General features: G+C 57.8%; 20 protein-coding genes. 17 read left to right on the forward strand and 3 right to left on the reverse strand.

Annotated features, from left to right (window positions below):
* Nucleotides 1-245 precede the first annotated feature (245 nt).
* The 13 genes from AC2FF8_RS07885 (at nucleotide 246) to AC2FF8_RS07945 (ending at nucleotide 12544) form a co-directional block, all read left to right on the forward strand.
* Nucleotides 246-1172, forward strand: coding sequence for a hypothetical protein (locus AC2FF8_RS07885; protein ID WP_170346802.1), 927 nt, complete (start codon nucleotides 246-248; stop codon nucleotides 1170-1172).
* Nucleotides 1173-1256: 84 nt separating this feature from the next.
* Nucleotides 1257-2213: an AAA family ATPase gene (locus AC2FF8_RS07890; RefSeq protein WP_425079173.1), complete on the forward strand. Its 957-nt coding sequence runs from the start codon at nucleotides 1257-1259 to the stop codon at nucleotides 2211-2213.
* On the forward strand, nucleotides 2210-3115 hold the full coding sequence (locus AC2FF8_RS07895; RefSeq protein WP_496879380.1) for a DUF58 domain-containing protein: 906 nt from the start codon (nucleotides 2210-2212) through the stop codon (nucleotides 3113-3115). The genes AC2FF8_RS07890 and AC2FF8_RS07895 overlap by 4 nt, the downstream gene beginning before the upstream one ends.
* The gene (locus AC2FF8_RS07900) at nucleotides 3112-3483 is read left to right on the forward strand and encodes a hypothetical protein (protein WP_496879381.1); all 372 of its coding nucleotides are present in this window, start codon (nucleotides 3112-3114) and stop codon (nucleotides 3481-3483) included. Before AC2FF8_RS07895 ends, AC2FF8_RS07900 begins: the two co-directional genes overlap by 4 nt.
* On the forward strand, nucleotides 3476-4435 hold the full coding sequence (locus AC2FF8_RS07905; RefSeq protein ID WP_257601172.1) for a VWA domain-containing protein: 960 nt from the start codon (nucleotides 3476-3478) through the stop codon (nucleotides 4433-4435). The genes AC2FF8_RS07900 and AC2FF8_RS07905 overlap by 8 nt, the downstream gene beginning before the upstream one ends.
* A complete protein-coding gene (locus tag AC2FF8_RS07910) occupies nucleotides 4435-5334 on the forward strand; it encodes a vWA domain-containing protein (protein WP_496879382.1) in 900 nt (299 codons plus the stop codon). The genes AC2FF8_RS07905 and AC2FF8_RS07910 overlap by 1 nt, the downstream gene beginning before the upstream one ends.
* Complete coding sequence (locus AC2FF8_RS07915) at nucleotides 5331-6005, forward strand: hypothetical protein (protein WP_496879383.1); 675 nt, start codon at nucleotides 5331-5333, stop codon at nucleotides 6003-6005. Before AC2FF8_RS07910 ends, AC2FF8_RS07915 begins: the two co-directional genes overlap by 4 nt.
* Nucleotides 6002-7183 carry a hypothetical protein gene (locus AC2FF8_RS07920; protein ID WP_496879384.1) on the forward strand — a complete coding sequence of 394 codons (1182 nt, stop codon included), beginning with the start codon at nucleotides 6002-6004 and terminating at the stop codon, nucleotides 7181-7183. The genes AC2FF8_RS07915 and AC2FF8_RS07920 overlap by 4 nt, the downstream gene beginning before the upstream one ends.
* Before the next feature lie 110 nt (nucleotides 7184-7293).
* Entirely contained in the window at nucleotides 7294-8013 is a 720-nt protein-coding gene (locus AC2FF8_RS07925; RefSeq protein ID WP_257601176.1) for a response regulator, read from the forward strand.
* A 9-nt stretch (nucleotides 8014-8022) separates the two neighbouring features.
* Nucleotides 8023-9180, forward strand: coding sequence for an FIST N-terminal domain-containing protein (locus AC2FF8_RS07930; protein ID WP_170346810.1), 1158 nt, complete (start codon nucleotides 8023-8025; stop codon nucleotides 9178-9180).
* A gap of 2 nt (nucleotides 9181-9182) precedes the next feature.
* On the forward strand, nucleotides 9183-11438 hold the full coding sequence (locus tag AC2FF8_RS07935) for a sensor histidine kinase (RefSeq protein WP_496879385.1): 2256 nt from the start codon (nucleotides 9183-9185) through the stop codon (nucleotides 11436-11438).
* A 45-nt stretch (nucleotides 11439-11483) separates the two neighbouring features.
* The gene (locus AC2FF8_RS07940; protein WP_496879386.1) at nucleotides 11484-12158 is read left to right on the forward strand and encodes a hypothetical protein; all 675 of its coding nucleotides are present in this window, start codon (nucleotides 11484-11486) and stop codon (nucleotides 12156-12158) included.
* Between the two features lie 32 nt (nucleotides 12159-12190).
* Nucleotides 12191-12544 (forward strand): hypothetical protein, encoded by a 354-nt coding sequence (locus AC2FF8_RS07945; RefSeq protein ID WP_170346913.1) that lies wholly within the window; start codon nucleotides 12191-12193, stop codon nucleotides 12542-12544.
* A 15-nt stretch (nucleotides 12545-12559) separates the two neighbouring features.
* Here AC2FF8_RS07945 and AC2FF8_RS07950 read toward each other — a convergent pair whose 3' ends face one another.
* Nucleotides 12560-13372, reverse strand: a complete 813-nt coding sequence (locus AC2FF8_RS07950) for a quinoprotein dehydrogenase-associated SoxYZ-like carrier (protein ID WP_170346813.1) — start codon at nucleotides 13370-13372, stop codon at nucleotides 12560-12562.
* Nucleotides 13373-13494: 122 nt separating this feature from the next.
* Between AC2FF8_RS07950 and AC2FF8_RS07955 the strand changes: the two genes are divergently transcribed.
* Nucleotides 13495-14526 (forward strand): quinoprotein relay system zinc metallohydrolase 2, encoded by a 1032-nt coding sequence (locus tag AC2FF8_RS07955; RefSeq protein WP_496879387.1) that lies wholly within the window; start codon nucleotides 13495-13497, stop codon nucleotides 14524-14526.
* 5 nt (nucleotides 14527-14531) lie between these two features.
* Here AC2FF8_RS07955 and AC2FF8_RS07960 read toward each other — a convergent pair whose 3' ends face one another.
* Both AC2FF8_RS07960 and AC2FF8_RS07965 read right to left on the reverse strand, forming a co-directional pair.
* Complete coding sequence (locus tag AC2FF8_RS07960) at nucleotides 14532-15311, reverse strand: pentapeptide repeat-containing protein (protein WP_170346815.1); 780 nt, start codon at nucleotides 15309-15311, stop codon at nucleotides 14532-14534.
* 29 nt (nucleotides 15312-15340) lie between these two features.
* Nucleotides 15341-15955, reverse strand: coding sequence for a hypothetical protein (locus AC2FF8_RS07965; protein ID WP_496872598.1), 615 nt, complete (start codon nucleotides 15953-15955; stop codon nucleotides 15341-15343).
* 165 nt (nucleotides 15956-16120) lie between these two features.
* Here AC2FF8_RS07965 and AC2FF8_RS07970 point away from each other — a divergent pair, with 165 nt between their 5' ends.
* From AC2FF8_RS07970 to AC2FF8_RS07980, 3 genes are read left to right on the forward strand one after another with little or no spacing between them, the layout of a single operon-like run.
* On the forward strand, nucleotides 16121-17233 hold the full coding sequence (locus tag AC2FF8_RS07970) for an S-(hydroxymethyl)glutathione dehydrogenase/class III alcohol dehydrogenase (protein WP_117873003.1): 1113 nt from the start codon (nucleotides 16121-16123) through the stop codon (nucleotides 17231-17233).
* 1 nt (nucleotide 17234) lies between these two features.
* Nucleotides 17235-18068: an S-formylglutathione hydrolase gene (gene fghA, locus AC2FF8_RS07975; RefSeq protein ID WP_217355958.1), complete on the forward strand. Its 834-nt coding sequence runs from the start codon at nucleotides 17235-17237 to the stop codon at nucleotides 18066-18068.
* 22 nt (nucleotides 18069-18090) lie between these two features.
* The gene (locus tag AC2FF8_RS07980) at nucleotides 18091-18480 is read left to right on the forward strand and encodes a c-type cytochrome (protein ID WP_368040374.1); all 390 of its coding nucleotides are present in this window, start codon (nucleotides 18091-18093) and stop codon (nucleotides 18478-18480) included.
* Nucleotides 18481-18527 lie beyond the last annotated feature (47 nt).

The raw sequence follows: 18527 nt of genomic DNA on the forward strand, positions 1-18527 counted from the left end.
ATCAAGTTGTTCATAACGCCAACCTTGGTCCAGGTGCATCGATGCCAGGCTGTCTGCCATGACGGGAATGGACCTGGTCGACGTGGCAGGCAAAGTTCAATTCACGCCGGGCCGCGCTGCCCGGTTCCGCAGGTTTCTCGACCGGCGGGCTTGGCGGATCGCCATTCCCATCCAGGCGGATTTCAAAGAATTTTGCGAGAGACCCGTATCCCGGATACAATGCGCGTCACTTTGAGAGGGGCAGAATGCGCTATCTGTTATTGCAAGTATTGGCGATCGTCGCTTTTGCAGGCGCGCTTTGTGCAGAAAAGAACGATTACATCGAACTTGCACAAAGAGGATGGGGGTATGAGCTGCGGTCCACGATGCTGGGCCGTGATATGGCGATACCCGTTCACATCAATGGCCGCGATCAGGCCGGTGCAGCCTTGTGCCTGGTCGGTGAAAAACCGCATCCGCAAACGCTTGTCGTTCTTGATACCTTTCGGGCTTTGCTGAAACACAGCTTCGGCCACCCGACACCCATGCGGTACGCTGGCCCATCTGCGCGGGATTGTGGAACCGGTCGAACCGTGGTTTTGCGATTGTATTCCGGGTACCCTCCCAACCGGGACCTTTCCGCAGATATCGACTGGCTCAGTGAGCTCCACCAGCTTGGACTGCCTGCGGGTCGGACCTATGTGGTGACATCACCGGCGATGGCACAGACCTTTTTTGGTCATCGGGGGCAGGGGACCCATATCGTGGTGAAACAACCGGCGCATGATCGACCCAGCAAGCTGGAAAGAGATTTTCACAAATCGATTCTGCTGGAAGAGCTGTTTCAGTCCTTCACCTTCGGCATGGACATCCTGCTGTATGACAAATCGTCAGGGTTTTTGTCCAAATTGCAGGAAACGCCGGTAAACTTGCAGCGCCTGCCTTGGAGTTCGCACGACTTCATGCGCGCATTGCTGGATTCGAACCCAAGCGGTCTTTGTGCGTTTGACGTCTTCATGATGCATGCTGTCGCGCAATCCCCGGTGGATCAAACCATTGACCCCGGCTTTATCGATTACATTGACGCCCAATATGACCGCCTATGGGCGCAGACGGATGAAACCCTGGCCAATCCCAGATTTGCAGCCCTTTTTGATGAAGGCTGCACCAATTCGGTTCGTGTGGCCAGGTAATACCATCTGACGTGTTTTGTCGGGCGGGTGACTCCGGGTAGCCTGAGCGCAGGCAACGCGCCCTCAGAGGCTATGGGAGGACATATGGATACGAGGCCTGAAAACCCGCCACGCGCCATTGCGGGATTGTCCGCGTATCTGTCGCAGGGGCTTATCGGTCACGCGCATCTGGTGGACTCTCTTTTGATCGCGCTGCTGGAAGGTGGCCATCTTCTTGTAGAAGGTCCGCCCGGTCTGGCGAAGACTCGAGCGGTCAAATGGCTGTCTAACGCTGTCGAGGGCGGCTTTGCCCGCATTCAATGCACACCTGACCTGATGCCGTCCGATCTGACCGGAACACCGGTTTACCAGCCTCAGGAAGGCCGCTTTGAATTTGTTCCGGGGCCGGTGTTTCACACGCTGGTGCTGGTTGACGAGATCAACCGCGCGCCGCCAAAGGTGCAGTCCGCCTTGCTGGAGGCCATGGCAGAACATCAGGTTACGGTTGGAAATGAAACCTATGCCCTGCCGGATCCCTTTCTGGTCGTGGCGACCCAGAACCCCATTGAACACGACGGAACCTTTCCCTTGCCCGAGGCGCAGTTGGACAGGTTTCTGCTGCATGTCGTACTGACATTGCCGGATCTGGAAACGGAACGCGAAATCCTCGATCTGGTCATCGCCGAAACACGGAATGGGCCGCCGGTCGCGCAGCAGATGACGCTTGAAGAGCTGAAGACTGCCCGTGCCGAGGCGCAGTCGGTTCACATCGCGCCAGAGCTGCGGGACTATATCGTCCGGCTTGTGCTTGCGACCCGTGAAGGCCCGTTTGCGGATTTTGTCGAGCACGCAGTCTCGCCGCGTGGGTCATTGGCCCTGGCCTCGGCATCGCGCGCGCGCGCCTATCTGCGCGGTCGGGATTTCGCCCTGCCTGAAGATGTCGCCGCCGTCGCGCCCGATGCGCTGGCCCACCGCATGGTGCTGACCTGGAGAGCCGTTGCAGATGGCAAAAAGCCGCGCGAGTTGGTGGCGGACATTCTGAATGCGGTCGAGCCGCTGTGACGGGGGTACTGGCACATGCGGGGGTTCGCCTGACGACCGAGGCTTTGATTGCATTGCGGCATATCGCGTTGACCGACCACGGCAACCCGACAATGACGGCCCTGCCCGGAGGATTTTTGACCCGAAAACGCGGGCAGGGCGTCGAGGTTGCAGATGTACGCGAATACGTGGACGGGGATGACATTCGTCATTTGGATCGCGGTACAACCGCCCGCACGGGGCGTTTGCATATCCGGCAGTTTCAGGAGGAACAGGATCGCGTCGCCCTGTTGGTTGCGGATTTTCGTGCGCCGATGTTCTGGGGCCTCCGACGGGCGTTTCTGTCAGTCGCTGCCGCCGAAGCCCTGACCCTGATCGGGTGGTTCATGGTTGAAAGCGGCGGCCGTGTTGGTCTGTTGGCGCTCACCACCGGCGCACCCGTCATCGTACCCTTGCGCGGAAAAACGCGCGGGATGCTGGATGTGATCGGTGGCATGGTTCAGGCCCACGCGCACAGTCTGACCGGGCTGCAAAAGGGTGAGGATGAAAGCTGGACACTGGAACAGGCACTTGTCGGCGTTGAGCGCCTGACGCCGACTGGCGCCGAGATTATCATCGCGTCTGGCTTCGATCAGCAGGGAGACGGCTTTTCGGACGTGCTGGACCGGCTCAATCATCGCCGCAACCCCAGACTGCTGCTTGTGACCGAAAGCAAAGCGCACGAGATGCCCAAAGGCTGGTATCCGTTCCGCCTTTCTGATGGGCGGCAAAAGCGGGTCTATCTGGCCCAGGCAGAGCCTTCCGGTGAACTTGCGTTTCAGAAGGTCGCAACACATCCTGCGCTTGTCCTGAATGCCAGTGACCCGGTCGAACAAACCTCTCGTCGCATTTCGTCGGTTTTCGCGGCAAGATATGTGGCATGAGTGAGAAAGCACTCTCTGAAGCCACGATGTTGGCCAGCCTGCGGGATATCCATTTGCCCGCCGAGGCCGCAGGCGGGGCGGTCGCGGAATACGCGGCTGTTCTTGGTATCGCGGCGCTGGCCTCGGTCGGCTGTGTCGCCATCCTGCGGTTGCTGAGCATCAGGGCCGCAGCAAACATACAGCTGGGCCCATCTGATCAGTCTGCCGAACAACCGGGGTGGTCCGTGGATCGCCGCAGGGTGGCTCTTTTGCACAAACTGCGCGCTCAGAATCCGAAGCGTTATGCAGAGTTGACGGGTGATCTTTACCAACCCGGCGGTGAACCGGATCTGGCGACCCTGCAAGAGGAGGTCGCGGGTCGTGTTTGAACTTGCTGATCCCTGGGTCTTGCTGGCGCTGCCATTGCCTCTTGTCATCATGCGTTTGGTCAAACCGCGGCCGGTTTTCGAGCGGGGGTTCCCAGTCCCGGACCGCATAGGCGGAATGCTTATGGCGGCCAGCCCACAGGTTAAGGCCAGGACCCGGGTTTTGGCGGACCTCCTGATTTTGTGGATCATTTGGGCGCTCACGATTTTTGCCCTGTCCGGTCCGCGCGAACTGCAACCCGTCAGCGCCTTGAAAGTGTCCGGACGGGACCTTGCGATTGTTCTGGATCTTTCGGGATCGATGGTGCGGGATGATTTTCATCTCGACGGGCGCCAGATCACCCGTTTGGAGGCGGTGACCCGCGTTGGATCCGAGTTCGCCCGACGCCGCGCCGGCGACCGGGTGGCCTTGATTGTTTTCGGGTCCGAAGCCTATTTCGCCACGCCTTTCACTTTCGATACCGAGGCTGTCGCGCGACGGATCCAAGAGGCCACGATCGGTATCTCGGGCCGTGCGACGAACATCTCCGATGGTCTGGGCCTTGCTTTGAAGCGCCTGGCCAACAGCCAGGCGGCGTCGCGGGTCGTCATTCTGTTGTCGGATGGGGTGAACAACGCGGGCGCCACGAACCCCGGTGGCGTGGCCGAACTGGCGGCCGAGATGGGGGTGCGGGTCCATACGATTGCTCTGGGCCCAAAAGACCTGCAAAGCGCCGAACCTGGTGAGCGCGGCGTCGTCGATGCGACAACCCTGCGCGCCATTGCCGAAATTTCCGGCGGCGAAGCGTTTCGCGTCAAGACCACCGATGATCTTATTGAAGTGACACAGGCACTGGATCGGTTGGAGGCGACGGACAGCGCGGGCCTTACGGCCGAGGTCTACCGATCATTTTGGACCTGGCCCGCAGCAATGGCGGCCGCACTTGCCCTGTTGGCGGCGTGGAGGCAAGCGTGATGATTGAGCTGGATGTCACCCTGCTCAGACCGGTCTGGGGGCTTTTGCTGCCTGTCGTCTGTGGGGCAGGGTGGTGGTTGCTTTCCCGCGCCGGAGGGTTCGGAGCCTGGGACAAGATTACCGAACCGCAGCTTGTCCAGGCGATGGCCGAGATTGGCCGGATCGAAGGCGGCTCCTTTCCGCTCAAACCGGCCGCGTTGCTGCTGACCACCGGGATCATTGGAATTGCTCTGACCGGCCCGGCAATCGAACGGCGCGACGCGCAGACCTATCGCAATCTGGATGGCGTTTTGTTCCTTGTGGATGCATCTGACAGCGTGGCGGAAGGCGACCGCTGGCCGCAAGTGCTGAGCATGGGGCGTTTGGGTGTCAGTGCGCTTGGGTCCCGCCCCGGCGGCATCATCCTATACGCGGGCGACGCCTATGTCGCCACGGATATGACAACCGATCACCGCCAATTGGGTCAAACGCTCTCGCTCATCGATGGGCAGACCGTTCCGGACAAGGGATCGCGACCCGAACGCGCACTGGCTTTGGCGTTGCAGCAGATGGAAGAGGCGGGCATCCTGGCCGGGGACGTGGTCCTATTTACTGACGGGGACGGACTTGGAGCACCTTCTTTGCAGCAGGTCGCATCGCTTGCCTCACGAGGGGCACGTGTGTCTTTGGTTTCAGTTCACCCTCCGACTGCGCAAAGTCAAACCCATGCCGCGCTCGGCGGTGGTGCCGTCTTCACTTTGGACCAGTCAGATGATCTGGTCATCTGGTTGGCAGATGATGCCGCCACCCGCTTGAAACGGGCGGACTATCCGGTGCTGTTCTGGCACGATCTGGGACGGTACCTGTTGTTCTTCGCTCTGCTCCCCCTGCTGTTTTTGTTCTGGAGGGAAGAGGCATGAGGTGGTTCGCGATTGCAGGTGCCGCATGTATTGCTTTTGCCTTTGCGCTGGGTGGCGCTGCCCCCTTTGGCCGCGTCGCATTGGCAATCGGTCTGTATCCAATGGCTGCAAAGCTGTTTTCCGACCCTGACTGGCAAGGTGTTGCCTTCTACCGTGCCGGGGTTTTTGACAAAGCAGCCAGTGCTTTCGAGCACGCCGGGAACCAGTACAACCTTGGCAATGCTTACGCCCGGACCGGCCAATTGGCCGCCGCGCTGGAAGCCTATGATCGGGCCATGGCCAAAGGAAACCTGGATGCTCAGGCGAATTTCGATCTGCTGGCCGCTTTTTACGCGGGGCAGCAGATCGACCCCGAGGCTTTGGGCCTTTTCCCCGAACGCAATTCCGGGCCCAAGGCCGACAGTTTTGTCGCGCGCGGGAATGCGCGGGCGGCGGGAACCGGCAGTGAGGTCACGAACGCGAACACGATGCTGGGACTGGCGGAATTGGACAGCCGCGGGCAACTGGGCGTGCGCCGTATCTTTGATGACAAGTTCATGGTTGCCGATCTGCGCTGGCTCAATCAGCTGTCCGACGTTCCGGGTGAATTCATGGCGGCCCGGATCGCACACGAACACAAGCGCCGGGAAAAGCTTGGTCTTTCGCCGCCAGAAGCGGAGAACCCGGAATGAAGTGGCTGGTCCTGATTCTTGTTGCACTTCCGATGCAGGTTTTGGCGCAGTCCAAAACAGTGCTGCCGTCCGAGGCGTCGATAGAGGTTACCATTGCAGACGATGCCCCCGTTCCGTTCACCCGCGAGATGGTGCTGTTGACGATCCGGGGTGTCTATCGTCGGCACATTACGCGCGAAGAACTGATCCAGCCCCGCTTGGATGGGTTCAGCTGGGCGCAGCTGGGGCCGGACAGCTGGTCGGAAGAAAGGATCAATGGTCGGAAATACAAGGTGTTTACCCGACGTATGGCGATCTATCCTGTCGAGGCAGGCCAGCTTTCAATTGGTCCGTTTGTGCACAGGTTGACCCTGACAGACGAAAACGACGACTGGTTCGAACATGAGATTCAGTCAGAGCCGCTGACCATTCAGGTGGCGCAAGCCCCGGCCACGCAGGATTGGTGGTTTCCGGTTCGCAAGTTGCAGATTTCGGATCAGTGGTCGAATGCGCCGGATCAACTTGCACCGGGTGAGGGGGTCTTGCGCGTCATTCGACTGGAAGCCCTGGGCGCGACGCCCGAGATGATGCCGCCCATGCCTGAGTTGACCTCGCCTTCGGCCCTGATCTTCGCGCATCCTGAGAAAAGGCTTGTCGAACTGACCCCGGAAGGGCCGGTCACCTATGCGTTCTGGCGCTGGACCATACGCCCTTCGAACGACACGTCCGGCATCGTTGAACCCCTTCAATTCAGTTACTTTGACACTGTGACCCGCGAAACCCGAGAGGTCATCATCTCGCCGCAGCGCATTGCCTACGGCACGGTTGTCCAAGAGGCAGGCCCCGACAGATCGGAGGAAAAAGCCCCACCAGCAAAGCTGTTGGGTTGGCAAGGTGCCGCAATCGCCAGTGTTGTTTTTCTGGCCGGTTTGGTATTGGGCATGTCCGGTCACAAACTGGCCGCTTCAAGAGCACTGCAACGCTTTGGTATTTTCGATCCGTTGGCCCGAGAATTGCGGCGCAGTGCCGGGGCTGGTCGCGCAGACAGGCTGCGGCAAGCGGCTTCTGCCATCCTGCATCGCGACGGCAATTCATCCAGTCGACTCAAACACGTGCAAGATTTTGACAGGCAGTATTTCGATCCCAAGGCCGCAAAGCCTGATTTGAAGGAGTTTGCCAGAAGTTTCCTCAAGAATTAGGTCATCTGAGTCATCAAGCTTTTGTTATCTATGGTATCTTTCGCTAGTATCAAAACGAAACAGTTGAACTGATCTGGAAATGCTGTACTTTTCCTTTTGGAGGAGAAGCAATGCACATTGCGGGATGTCCTAAACCGGTGGACCAGGTGTCCAGCGTGCTTATCGTGGATGATCATCCGCTGTTCAGCGATGCGTTGGCCGCGGCGTTGCAGTTGAGCTTCGAGAACTGCCGAATTGAAAAAGCCAACACGCTGAAGCAGACAATCGAGATTCTTGGCGCAGGCTTCAAGCCCGATCTGATCATGTTCGATCTGAAATTGCCGGACGTGACGGGTATATCAGGTTTTCAGCAGCTGCGGCAGCGCTGTCCAAATGCCCCGGTTCTGGTGATATCGTCCCTGGCATCCGGAGAGCTGGTAAGATCTTTGCTGGACCACGGTGCGATGGGATTTCTGCCGAAAGACACGCCGGCGCAAACCCTGAAACACGCCATTCAGGAGATCACCTCTGGGCGGAGATACGTACCCACCGAATACAGCCGGGTCGAAGAGCTGAAGCCCTCCGAAAGCACCGTCTACCAGTCCAGCCCCGAGCTTTCATCATTGACGCCGCAGCAGGTCAAGATTCTCAAGCTTATCTGCGTGGGCCAATCCAACAAGCAGATTGCCTATGAGCTGTCTTTGGCAGAAGCGACGGTCAAGGCGCATATCACCGCTTTGCTGCGCCGCCTTGGGGTGCGCAACCGGACCCAGGCCGCTGTTCTGGTCGACTCGGTTGTCGCCAGACAGTCGCGACACGAACCGGAGGTCAAATCCTTTCTTCAACACTAGGGGGGGCACATGCGGGATCTGGAGCATGAACCGAATTTCATTGCGATTGGCCGTTCCGATGATTTGGACCCGACGACCGCCGTTGAAGAAGCTTGCGCTGAAATCGATAGTCTGTCGTCCTGCTTTGTCCTGGCCTTCGTTCCCAGCACTCTTGATCCAGTGGAAGTGTCGCGTTGCCTGAACGAAAGACTTGCGGGTGTTCCTGTCTTCGGCTGCACCACCGCAGGACAAATCACGCGTTCGGGTTATGAATCGCATGCGCTTTTGCTGCTGGCCTTTCCGAAGTCCAACTTTCGATGCTCGTCCGTTTTGTTCGAATCGCTCAGACCGCTCAATTCAACGGAAATCGCTGCCGCAGCCCAGCGACTGGCCGAAAGATTCCGCCACACGGCGGGGTGGAACAGGCTGGCACTGGTGTTTACGGATGGATTGTCCAAGCAGGAAGACTTGCTGGTCTCAACGCTGGAAACCGTTCTGGATGGATTGCCGATATTCGGCGGCTCTGCCGGGGATGGCCTTCAATATGAAGAGACGTTCGTTTTTCACGGTGGCAAGGCGCACAACAATGCTGCCGTCCTGTTGTTGATTGAAACCAACCTTGGTTTTCAGGGTATCGGCTTTGATCATTTCCTGCCCATCGGGTCCGAGATCATCATCACCGACGCCAACCCGGAAGAACGCGTGGTCTATGAGATCAACGGGGCGCCGGCGGCGCAGGAATATGCCCGACTGGTCGGGTGCGCGGCCGAAGATCTGTCGCCGCTGGTATTTGCGGAAAACCCTCTGCTTCTCAGGCAGAACCTCAATTACTACGTACGTGCCATTCGTGAACCGATGGAGGGGGGATCCCTGTCTTTTCTCGCGGCGATCGATGACGGCCTGATCATGACACTGGGGCGCGGGAAGGAGATCATTGAAACGCTCGAAGCCGGGCTGAATGTGCGCGACAACACCGGAACCGCCCCGGATTTCATTCTTGGGTTCGACTGTATTCTGCGGAAACTCGAAATCGAACAGAAACAGTTGAGCAAACAGGTTTCGGATGTTCTGCAATCTCACCGGGTGGTTGGCTTCAACACCTACGGAGAACAGCAATCCGGCGTACATATGAACCAGACCTTTGTGGGGGTCGCTTTCTTTGAGCCCGAGAAGCGGGACCTGAGCTGACCATGCTGAATCCAGACGACCCGCCAGAGATCCAGATATCCAAACAGGCCAAGATCATCGACGCGCTGATGCGGCGCGCCAACCGCCAGAAAGATGTGGGTCCGTCCGCCTTCCTGGCGTTTCAGTCGGCGATAGAGTTGCAGCAGCAGGTGATGGAGCAGAGTCGCGATCTGGAACGCGCGACCACCGAACTTGAAAGCGCCAGGTACGAACGCGAACAAACCCGCAAGAGCCTCGTCAGGGCCTTGTCTTCCATGGAAGAAGGGTTCGCGCTGTTCACGGATGGCGAATTGAACCTGTGCAACGAGCTGTTTCAGGCGATATTCCCGGATATGTCTGACGTTGTCGGGCCCGGCCTCAGCCTGGGTCGGTTTTTTCTGTTGGTACAGAACAGTCCCGAATTCGTATCGTCCGACCACGGAATATCGAAAATGTTGGATACGCTTGAGCGCAATTGTCATACCGGGATGGTGTCCAGCGACGTGATCGAACTGCGTGGGGATCGTTGGTATCAACTCAGCGCACAATACACGTCGCCTCAGAATGTGGTCATTCTGCTGACCGACATCACATCCGTTGTTCGCAGGAACCGCGATGAGAAAGAAACCCTGATTGACCGTCAGGAAGACTACCTTCAGGCGGTTTTCCAAAACATGAGCTCAGGCGTTTGCACGTTTTCATCAGATACCAAGATCATGATGCACAACGCGCGGTTCCGGGAAATACTGAACCTGCCGCTATCCGTCTTGCAGGCAAACATGCCAGTGCAAACGCTTTTGGATCTGATGCGGACGCGTGGGCTGATCAAGGCCGATGATGAACTCAGGATCGGCAAGTGGCAACACGAGCTGAAAAGCCGCGGCTGGTTGCGCAAACGTGTGCGCGACGGATCAGACCGCGTATTGGACATTCAGGTCAACCAACTGCCGGATGGTGGTTTTCTGGTCGAACTGAAAGACGTGACGTTTGAAGCACGCGCGACCGAAACCCTGGAAAACCGGGTTATGGAACGCACGGCAGAGTTGACCCATGCCAACGCCAAGCTGGTTCAGGAATACGAAGAAAAAGCGCGGGTGGAAGAGGCGCTGCGGATCGCAAAGGAACGCGCCGAAGCTGCGGTTTCTTCCAAGACACGATTTCTTGCGGCAGCCAGCCACGACCTGCTTCAGCCGATCAATGCCGCAAAACTCATGATCTCAACCCTGCTGGAGATCACGCGTGAGACCGAGCTTCATGAGATGATGGAGCGGTTGGACGGTGCCTTTGGATCTGCTGAACAACTGCTGCACTCATTGCTGGATATTTCGCGGCTCGAAACTACCGATCCGGACACGGTCTCACCCACGGAAGTTAGCCTCGCTACGATGATTGCAGGGATACAGGGCGATCAAACGCTGGTGGCCGAGAACAAGAACGTGAGGCTTGATGTGGTTCCGTGTTCGGAAATCGTGAAATCCGATCCGATCTATCTGTTGCGCTCGATCCAGAATCTGGTCGTGAATGCCATCCAGTATACCGAACCGGGCGGTCGGGTTCTGGTGGGGTGTCGCAGGCGCGGCGATAAGGTCATTTTGCAAGTCTGGGATACGGGTATCGGGATCGCACGCAAAGATCAGCAACGCGTGTTCGAGGAATTCACGCGGGCCGAAAACGTGCCACTGGGTTCCGGCATGGGCCTGGGTTTGTCCGTCGTGGACCGCGCCTGCCGGCTGTTGGGTCACAAGCTTTCGCTGCGGTCCAAACCTGGCGTTGGTTCAGTGTTCAGCATAGAAATGGACAGGGTCGAAACCGGGCCAAGCACCATCGAACCCTTGGATCTTCTGGCCAACACGGGCGACGTGCCGCTGGATTTCATCATTCTGGTGATCGAAAACGACCGTGATGTTCTGTTTGGGACAACGCAGTGGTTGGAACAGAACGGTGCCAGTGTTCTGCCGGCCCGGTCGCCGAAGGAAGCGATGCAATTCATAAAAGACATTGGTATGCCGCCGGATATCATTCTGGCCGACTATCAATTGGATGATGGGGAAACCGGTGTTAATGCAATTCACCGGATCCGAGAGATGACGCAGACCCAAGTTCCGGCAATCCTGATCACCGCTGATCGCAGTGAAGCCCTGCGCAAAGACGGATTGCGGCATGAGATTTCGGTTATGGCGAAACCAGTCAAACTGCCGCGGCTCCGGTCTTTGATCATCTGGAAAATTCAGAACGCTTTGCACACGCAAACGCTCAACACCGACAAAAGTCGGCGATGACATGGGGCGATTTGCCCATACTCTCATCCTTGGGAGGGCCAGGTTATGAGAAGGCTTTTTTGCGGTATCGCCGTTTTGTTTCTGAGTTTGAATTCGGTTTCCGCGGCATCGGTCGATGCCGACCAAGCCTATGATTTGCTGTTCCAAAATGGCGTTCTGGACACAATCGAACGTGACAAGGAATTGATTTATCAGCGTACCGTCACAAACCGGATAAGGCCCGACACGGCGGAACGTGATACCGGTCTTATCTCTCTGAGTTTTTCGGATGACGGGAACGAGATGGCCCATCTGGAATTCCGCCAAGACGACAAACACCGCGCCATGGGTGTTTTTCCGGCCAGCGTCGGCAATCCGATGATCATGGTTTTCTATGAAAGCGCCATCCGGGATATGGCCGAGTCCGCGGGAGGTAGCCCGTTTTACATCCGAAACCGTATCAAAGATGCGCTGGTTCAACCTGCCGAGATCGTCGAGGGCGAGGCGGCGATCGATGGCAGAACCATTCCCGTTCAGACCATTGTCCTGCGCCCATTCGCCGAGGATCCGAACCGCGACCGGATGCAAGGGTTCGCAGACCTGGTTCTTCGCGTCACGGTGTCGGAAGAGGTCCCCGGCTGGTATCTGAGCCTCGTGGCGGAAGCTGTTTCCGAACGTGACGGCGCGGCTGTTTATCGATCGGAAATGCGGTTTGAAGGAATGCAGGAGGGGCGCGAATGAAAACGCCATGCCAATTTCGGGAACGCGGCCGCATGACCTTTGCAGCCCTGATCGCAGGCAGTCTGGTTGCGCCCATTGCAGCGTCTGCACAAAGCGTCGCGGATCGACTTAATGACTACCCGACCGCGGCACGCGCGGATTACGTGTTTGCATGCATGGTCACCAACGGTCAAACCCGCGAGATGCTGGACAGGTGTTCATGCTCGATCGATTTGATCGCCTCGATCCTGCCGTATGAGCAATATGAACAGGCGGAAACTGTTCTGTCGATGCGTCGGGTCGGGGGAGAGCGCATGGCGTTTTTCAAAAGTGCGGTGCTGGCTGAAAACATGGTGGCCGACCTGCGCCGGGCGCAGGCTGAAGCCGAGGTTGTCTGTTTTCGATAAACGCAGTCTGGTCCGTCAGCTGGCCGCGGCTTTGGGCAGGTCTTTCTCGAACGTGTTGCCCTCGGTATCCGTTGCCTTGACCGTCAACATGGTCGAGCCGTTGTCGTTATAGGCAAAACGGAAGGCCGGGTTTTCCGAGATCGAAATGCCGCCATCCATCGTGAACAGCAACTCTTCCCCCTGCCAGACTTCGATATGGTCGATGAAATGCGCGGGGATGAACAGTTGTGTGACCTGATCGCGTTGCAGGCCGGAATAGTTCGGGTGACGGATCATGATCTGAGCTTCTCGACGCGGCGTGGAAATCTGCGCCTCTTGCCCAAAGCTGCGCAGCTTCATCTTGCCCATGGACGCCAATGCGACCTCAGGGTCTTTGCTGGCCGGTGCCGAACAGCCGCCCGATGCTTTGACAAACCGGCCGGTCATATGAAGCCCGTCAGGCGTTTCAGCGATCACGCGGACATTTGAATACTGGTTCACGCGGACTCGCATCTCGAAATCCAACTGACCCATAGCTGGTGAAAAGCTGAAGACGCCTGCGACCGGGGCCGGGTTTTCGTCGATCACGACAGTGGCAGCGGAAATCCGGGCATCGGGATCAAGCTGTTTCAAAACGATGGGCACCGTTGCGGCATCATGCGCCCGGTACGGAGCGTCGAGCGAAAGCAGCGTGTCCGCATTTCCGATCTGGGCCTCGCCCACGACATCGTATTGCAGGTCCTTCCAGGTTTCGCTGTCGACCAGCGGATTTTTGATTGGCTGCTCTGCCCATGCAGGCAGGGCTAGTGCAAGTGAAAGGATTGCTACGGGTGCTAGTGCTCTGGCCATGTTGTCTCCTCCGGCAACCGGTGGCCAAGAATGTGCCACAAAACGCAAGGAAAATATATGCCGACGAAAGGCGCGGTGGTTCTGGCAGAGATCTGTGCCAATGTTCCGGTCGGAGGGCTGCTATGTTTGAAGCCGTGATTTTGCTATGCGCTCAGGTTGCGACAGAGCCTTGCAGAGAACAGCTTTTGCCGGGTTATGAGGCCCGATCACAGGCTGAATGCGAGCAGAAGCTGAAAACAACTCCTCCGCTGCTTTCCGATTGGCGCAGCGGCGAGCCCTATTGCCAACACATTGGTCAGGCACTGGAATTTGAAGAAGCTGCGCCGGGTCTGTTCGTGCATCGCGGTTTGATAGCGGAACCCGACGCGGACAATCTGGGCGATGTGTCCAATATCGGATTTGTCATCGGCCAGGACAGTGTCGCGGTGATTGATACGGGAACGGCACCCTGGATAGGAGAGGCCGTCTGGCGTGCCATTCGGGCCGAGACGGACAAGCCAGTCAGTCACGTAATTGTGACCCACATGCATCCCGATCACACATTGGGAACAGAGCCTTTGGCCCTTTCAGGTGCACAGGTTGTCGGCCATGTGGGGCTGGAGAGAGCATTGCTGGACCGGTTGGGCAACTATGTCGAAAGCCTGAGCGCCGCGATCGGCGACAGTGCCTATGTGGGTGTCGGGCCGATTTCCGTCGACATCGCTGTTGAAACCACGGACGAGATCGACCTGGGTGGGCGCAAACTGATCCTGCGGGCCTGGCCCCGGGCACATACCGGGAATGACTTGACCGTCATGGATGCAAACACCGGCGTCATGTTCACCGGCGATCTGGTGTTTCACCGGCATACCCCGGCATTGGATGGTCAACTGATCGGCTGGCAACGCGTACTGAAACAGATGACCGGGCTTGACGTCACCCAAATCGTACCGGGCCATGGTGGGCCGATCCTGGCGTGGCCTGAAGGTGCCGAGGATATGATGCGCTATTTGAACGTGCTGGAAACAGACACGCGCGAAGCAATCGGCAGTGGTCAGCGACTGGGCGATGCGGTTGAAACGATCGCTCAGGAAGAAGCGGTGCACTGGGAATTGTTTGACGCCTACAACCCGCGCAATGCGACGGTCGCATTCACCGAACTTGAATGGGAATAGCCCTGTCAGCGAATAGCCCGATCCAGGTTTTTCGCGGCGCCCAGATTGGCCTGATCTGCGCCCCGAACGTCAATCAGCCGCGTTGCCGTCAAATCGGCATTCGTAAAATCGGCACCGGACAATGTAGCCCCTGTCAGGTCGGCCCCGCCCAATGTGGCCATCGACAAATCGGCATTTGTGAAATCTGCGTTGGGCAATTTGGCGAATTCCAGATCGGCGCGGGACATTTTCGCGTCAGTGAAGTCCACGTCCGATCCACGAGCCGAGGACAGGACGCCGCGCATAAGCCCCATGGATTGGTTGCGCATGTCGGCCGAAAAATCCGCCCCTTTGAATACAGCCCGGTTCAGGTTGGCCTTGGTAAAATCGGCGGCTGTTCGGGCATTTGTGAAATCCGTATCGCTCAGATCCGCCTGGCTGAGCTGGGTCTGGAACAGCTCGGCCCCGACAAGCGATGCACCTGAAAGATTGGCACCGATCATCCAGGACTGGCTGAGAATCGCGCCGTCCAGAGTGGATCCCGACAAATTGGCGCCGTTCAATGACGTCGCTCGCAGGATCGCATTGCTGAAATCCAACCCGGACAAGTCGAGATTGTTCAGCCAGACCCGGGTGAAATCTGCGGGGGCGTCGGCCGTAGCAGCCGCAAGCCGGGCAACAACGTCGGCGCGGGTCATTTGCGCCTGGGTCATCTTGGGCAGAGTCATGTCAACGCCGCTGAGCGGGGACTGGCCAAGGGCCGAGAGGGGCGACAGCGTCAGAAAGACGATCAGTAGGTGTTTCATGTTTCCCTCCTTGCCAAGAGGCCGCTGCATTAACCTTGATCTGAGGTCAACTGTTGCAGCATTTGCGAAATCGCAAACAGGCGTCGCTCGATGATTTGCGGTGTTTCGCACAGATAGGTGATCGAGCGTTGACGGTCAGAGTAGATCAGCTGATCCCAATCCAGCTGCTCCTCAAGGGCGTCGATGCGGTCATAATCAGGCGGGTCGGATGACAGGGCCTGCTCCATTTCCACCCGGGCCAGATCAATCTTTTCCGCCATATCGATCTGCTTCAGCGAAAACTCTCCGATCCCCGCGATGATGTGCTTGCGTCTTTTGGACAAGGTGTCAAAGACGCGCTGGAACACCTGACCCAGAATATCCGGATCGCCGTTGTGACGCGCGGCAAACTCTGCAACCTGGGGCCGCAGGTCTTCCAGGTCGATCCGCCTCAGCGCCAACAGGCCAGCAATTTCATCGATGTCGGCACTGTCTTCGGTGGTTTCGCTGTCAGGGACCTGGTACGGCCACATGAGGCCCAGCGACAGGTCCTCGACCTTGCGTTGGATGCACGGCCAGGTTGGGTCGGAAAAATCCGCTGCCAGGCCCGGGCCAGCCGCGCTGAGCCAGGCCAGAGCCATAAGTGTTAGCTTGCCGTTAGACATCGCAGCTCTCCTCCACGCGGACATCATGCATGGAATCTGCGCGCGAAGTCCATTCAACCCAATACACACCATTGTCTTAATTGTTTGAACATGGCGCTCGCCCTCATACTCGACCCAAGTTGCCGGACTACGGTTGATTCCGGTGCCATGGGAGGAAAGACAGAGATGAGAACACGCGCGGCGGTTGCTGTGGCGGCAGGCCAACCCTTGGAAATCATGGAGGTTGAACTGGATGGCCCGAAAGCAGGTGAAGTCCTGATCGAGGTCAAGGCGACCGGTCTTTGTCATACGGATGAGTTCACTCGTTCAGGTGATGACCCTGAAGGGATTTTTCCGGCAATTCTGGGTCATGAAGGCGCCGGAGTGGTTCTGGAAGTAGGGGAAGGTGTTACCAGCCTTGAGGTTGGAGACCACGTGATCCCTCTTTACACCCCCGAATGCCGTGAATGCGAATATTGTCTGAATCCCAAGACAAACCTGTGTCAGAAAGTACGTGCCACGCAGGGTGCGGGCTTGCTGCCGGATGGGACGACCCGGTTCAGCATGCTGGACGGGACACCCATCCATCACTACATGGGCTGTTCGACGTTTGCCAATCACACCGTTGTGCCCGAGATTGCGTTGGCCAAGGTGCGCAAGGACGCGCCGTTTGACAAGATTTGCTACATCGGCTGTGGCGTCACCACCGGCATCGGGGCCGTTATCAACACGGCCAAGGTCGAAATTGGTTCACGCTGCGTGGTCTTTGGTCTGGGCGGAATTGGCCTGAATGTCATTCAAGGCTGTCGCATGGCGGGCTGTGACCAGATCGTTGGTGTCGACCTGAATGACGGCAAGGCCGAAATGGCGACTCATTTCGGAATGACCGATTTCGTGAATCCCTCGAAAGTCAGCGGCGATATCGTGGCACATCTGGTCGAACTGACCGGCGGTGGCGCGGATTATACCTTTGACGCGACCGGCAATGTCGGCGTGATGCGAACCGCTTTGGAATGCGCGCACAAAGGTTGGGGAGAAAGCATCATCATCGGTGTGGCACCTGCTGGTGCCGAGATTTCAACGCGCCCGTTCCAGCTGGTCACCGGCCGGTCATGGCGCGGAACCGCGTTCGGCGGTGCCAAGGGCCGGACGGATGTTCCCAAGATCGTTGATTGGTACATGGCCGGGAAGATCGAGATCGACCCCATGATCACGCACAAGCTGACACTTGATGAAATCAACCACGGCTTTGACCTGATGCACCAGGGTAAATCGATCCGCGCGGTCGTGGAGTACTGACATGGGTCTGAAAACCATCTCGCAAAATCGCAGTTTCGGAGGGGAGCAGACCGTGTACTCCCACCCGTCCGAGACCTGTGATTGCGAGATGACCTTTGCCATCTACCTGCCGCCTCAGGCCAAATCCGGGCCGGTGCCGGTGTTGTGGTACTTGTCCGGCCTGACCTGCACCCATGAAAACGCGATGACCAAGGGCGGATTTCAGGAGGCGGCGGCGGATTACGGTGTCGCGGTTGTGTTTCCCGATACATCCCCGCGTGGCGAGAATGTTGCCGACGATGACGCCTATGATCTGGGGCAGGGGGCCGGATTCTACGTGAACGCCACACGGGACCCATGGCGGGCCCATTTCAGAATGTATGACTATATCGTCGACGAGCTGCGCGGAATTGTTCTGAAGAACTTCCCGGTGCAGGATCGTCACGGGATCACGGGCCATTCCATGGGTGGACATGGTGCGATTACGATCGCGATACGCAACGCCGACAAATTCGGGTCTCTTTCGGCATTTGCGCCGATTGCACACCCGACGCGGTCGGATTGGGGCCGTAAACAGCTTAGCAGCTATCTGGGTGACGACGAAAACACCTGGGTCGAACATGACGCCACCCTGCTGCTGGAAGAACACGGCTGGAAAGGTGACCTGCTGATCGATCAGGGCGCGGATGATCAGTTTCTTGATCTGCTCAAACCCGAAGCACTGGCCAACATGATGGCCAAGCGCCGCCAGCCCGGACAGATCAGAATCCAGGAAGGGTATGACCACTCGTACTTCTTCGTGAACAGTTTTGCCCGCGACCATGTCGAATGGCACGCGGAACGTCTCAGCCAATGAAAACAGCAAGGAAAGATTGATAGTGATCAGAACGGTATTCGCAGCAACCTGCCTCATGCTTTTCCCGGCCTTTGCAAGCGCCGAAGGCGATCCCGAAGCGGGCGAAAAAGTCTTTCGCAAGTGCAAGGCCTGCCATGCGGTGGGCGAAGGGGCTGAAAACAAGGTGGGGCCGGTGCTGAACGGTATTGTTGGACGTCAGGCCGCAAGCGTCGAAGGATTTGGCTATTCACCGGTGTTGATTTCGCTGTCCGAAGAAGGGCTGGTCTGGACACCCGAAGAACTGGACGCGTTTCTGACGAAACCGCGCGACTATGCGAAGGGGATCAAGATGACCTTCGCCGGGCTGAGAAAAGAGGACGATCGAGCGAACATCATCGCATATCTTGCGACCTTTGAGGACAACGGGTCGTAGGAGATCGCATTGCTCTCCCACCTAAGCGACCGGAAAACCGTCGGTCG

The sequence above is a fragment of the Ruegeria sp. YTSA144 genome, assembly GCF_059610125.1.

Coding starts and splice junctions, on each gene's coding strand:
- AC2FF8_RS07885 (WP_170346802.1), top strand. CDS start 246: ATGCGCTATCTGTTATTGCAAGTATTGGCGATCGTCGCTTTTGCAGGC.
- AC2FF8_RS07890 (WP_425079173.1), top strand. CDS start 1,257: ATGGATACGAGGCCTGAAAACCCGCCACGCGCCATTGCGGGATTGTCC.
- AC2FF8_RS07900 (WP_496879381.1), top strand. CDS start 3,112: ATGAGTGAGAAAGCACTCTCTGAAGCCACGATGTTGGCCAGCCTGCGG.
- AC2FF8_RS07910 (WP_496879382.1), top strand. CDS start 4,435: ATGATTGAGCTGGATGTCACCCTGCTCAGACCGGTCTGGGGGCTTTTG.
- AC2FF8_RS07915 (WP_496879383.1), top strand. CDS start 5,331: ATGAGGTGGTTCGCGATTGCAGGTGCCGCATGTATTGCTTTTGCCTTT.
- AC2FF8_RS07920 (WP_496879384.1), top strand. CDS start 6,002: ATGAAGTGGCTGGTCCTGATTCTTGTTGCACTTCCGATGCAGGTTTTG.
- AC2FF8_RS07925 (WP_257601176.1), top strand. CDS start 7,294: ATGCACATTGCGGGATGTCCTAAACCGGTGGACCAGGTGTCCAGCGTG.
- AC2FF8_RS07930 (WP_170346810.1), top strand. CDS start 8,023: ATGCGGGATCTGGAGCATGAACCGAATTTCATTGCGATTGGCCGTTCC.
- AC2FF8_RS07935 (WP_496879385.1), top strand. CDS start 9,183: ATGCTGAATCCAGACGACCCGCCAGAGATCCAGATATCCAAACAGGCC.
- AC2FF8_RS07940 (WP_496879386.1), top strand. CDS start 11,484: ATGAGAAGGCTTTTTTGCGGTATCGCCGTTTTGTTTCTGAGTTTGAAT.
- AC2FF8_RS07945 (WP_170346913.1), top strand. CDS start 12,191: ATGACCTTTGCAGCCCTGATCGCAGGCAGTCTGGTTGCGCCCATTGCA.
- AC2FF8_RS07950 (WP_170346813.1), bottom strand. CDS start 13,372: ATGGCCAGAGCACTAGCACCCGTAGCAATCCTTTCACTTGCACTAGCC.
- AC2FF8_RS07955 (WP_496879387.1), top strand. CDS start 13,495: ATGTTTGAAGCCGTGATTTTGCTATGCGCTCAGGTTGCGACAGAGCCT.
- AC2FF8_RS07960 (WP_170346815.1), bottom strand. CDS start 15,311: ATGAAACACCTACTGATCGTCTTTCTGACGCTGTCGCCCCTCTCGGCC.
- AC2FF8_RS07965 (WP_496872598.1), bottom strand. CDS start 15,955: ATGTCTAACGGCAAGCTAACACTTATGGCTCTGGCCTGGCTCAGCGCG.
- AC2FF8_RS07970 (WP_117873003.1), top strand. CDS start 16,121: ATGAGAACACGCGCGGCGGTTGCTGTGGCGGCAGGCCAACCCTTGGAA.
- fghA (WP_217355958.1), top strand. CDS start 17,235: ATGGGTCTGAAAACCATCTCGCAAAATCGCAGTTTCGGAGGGGAGCAG.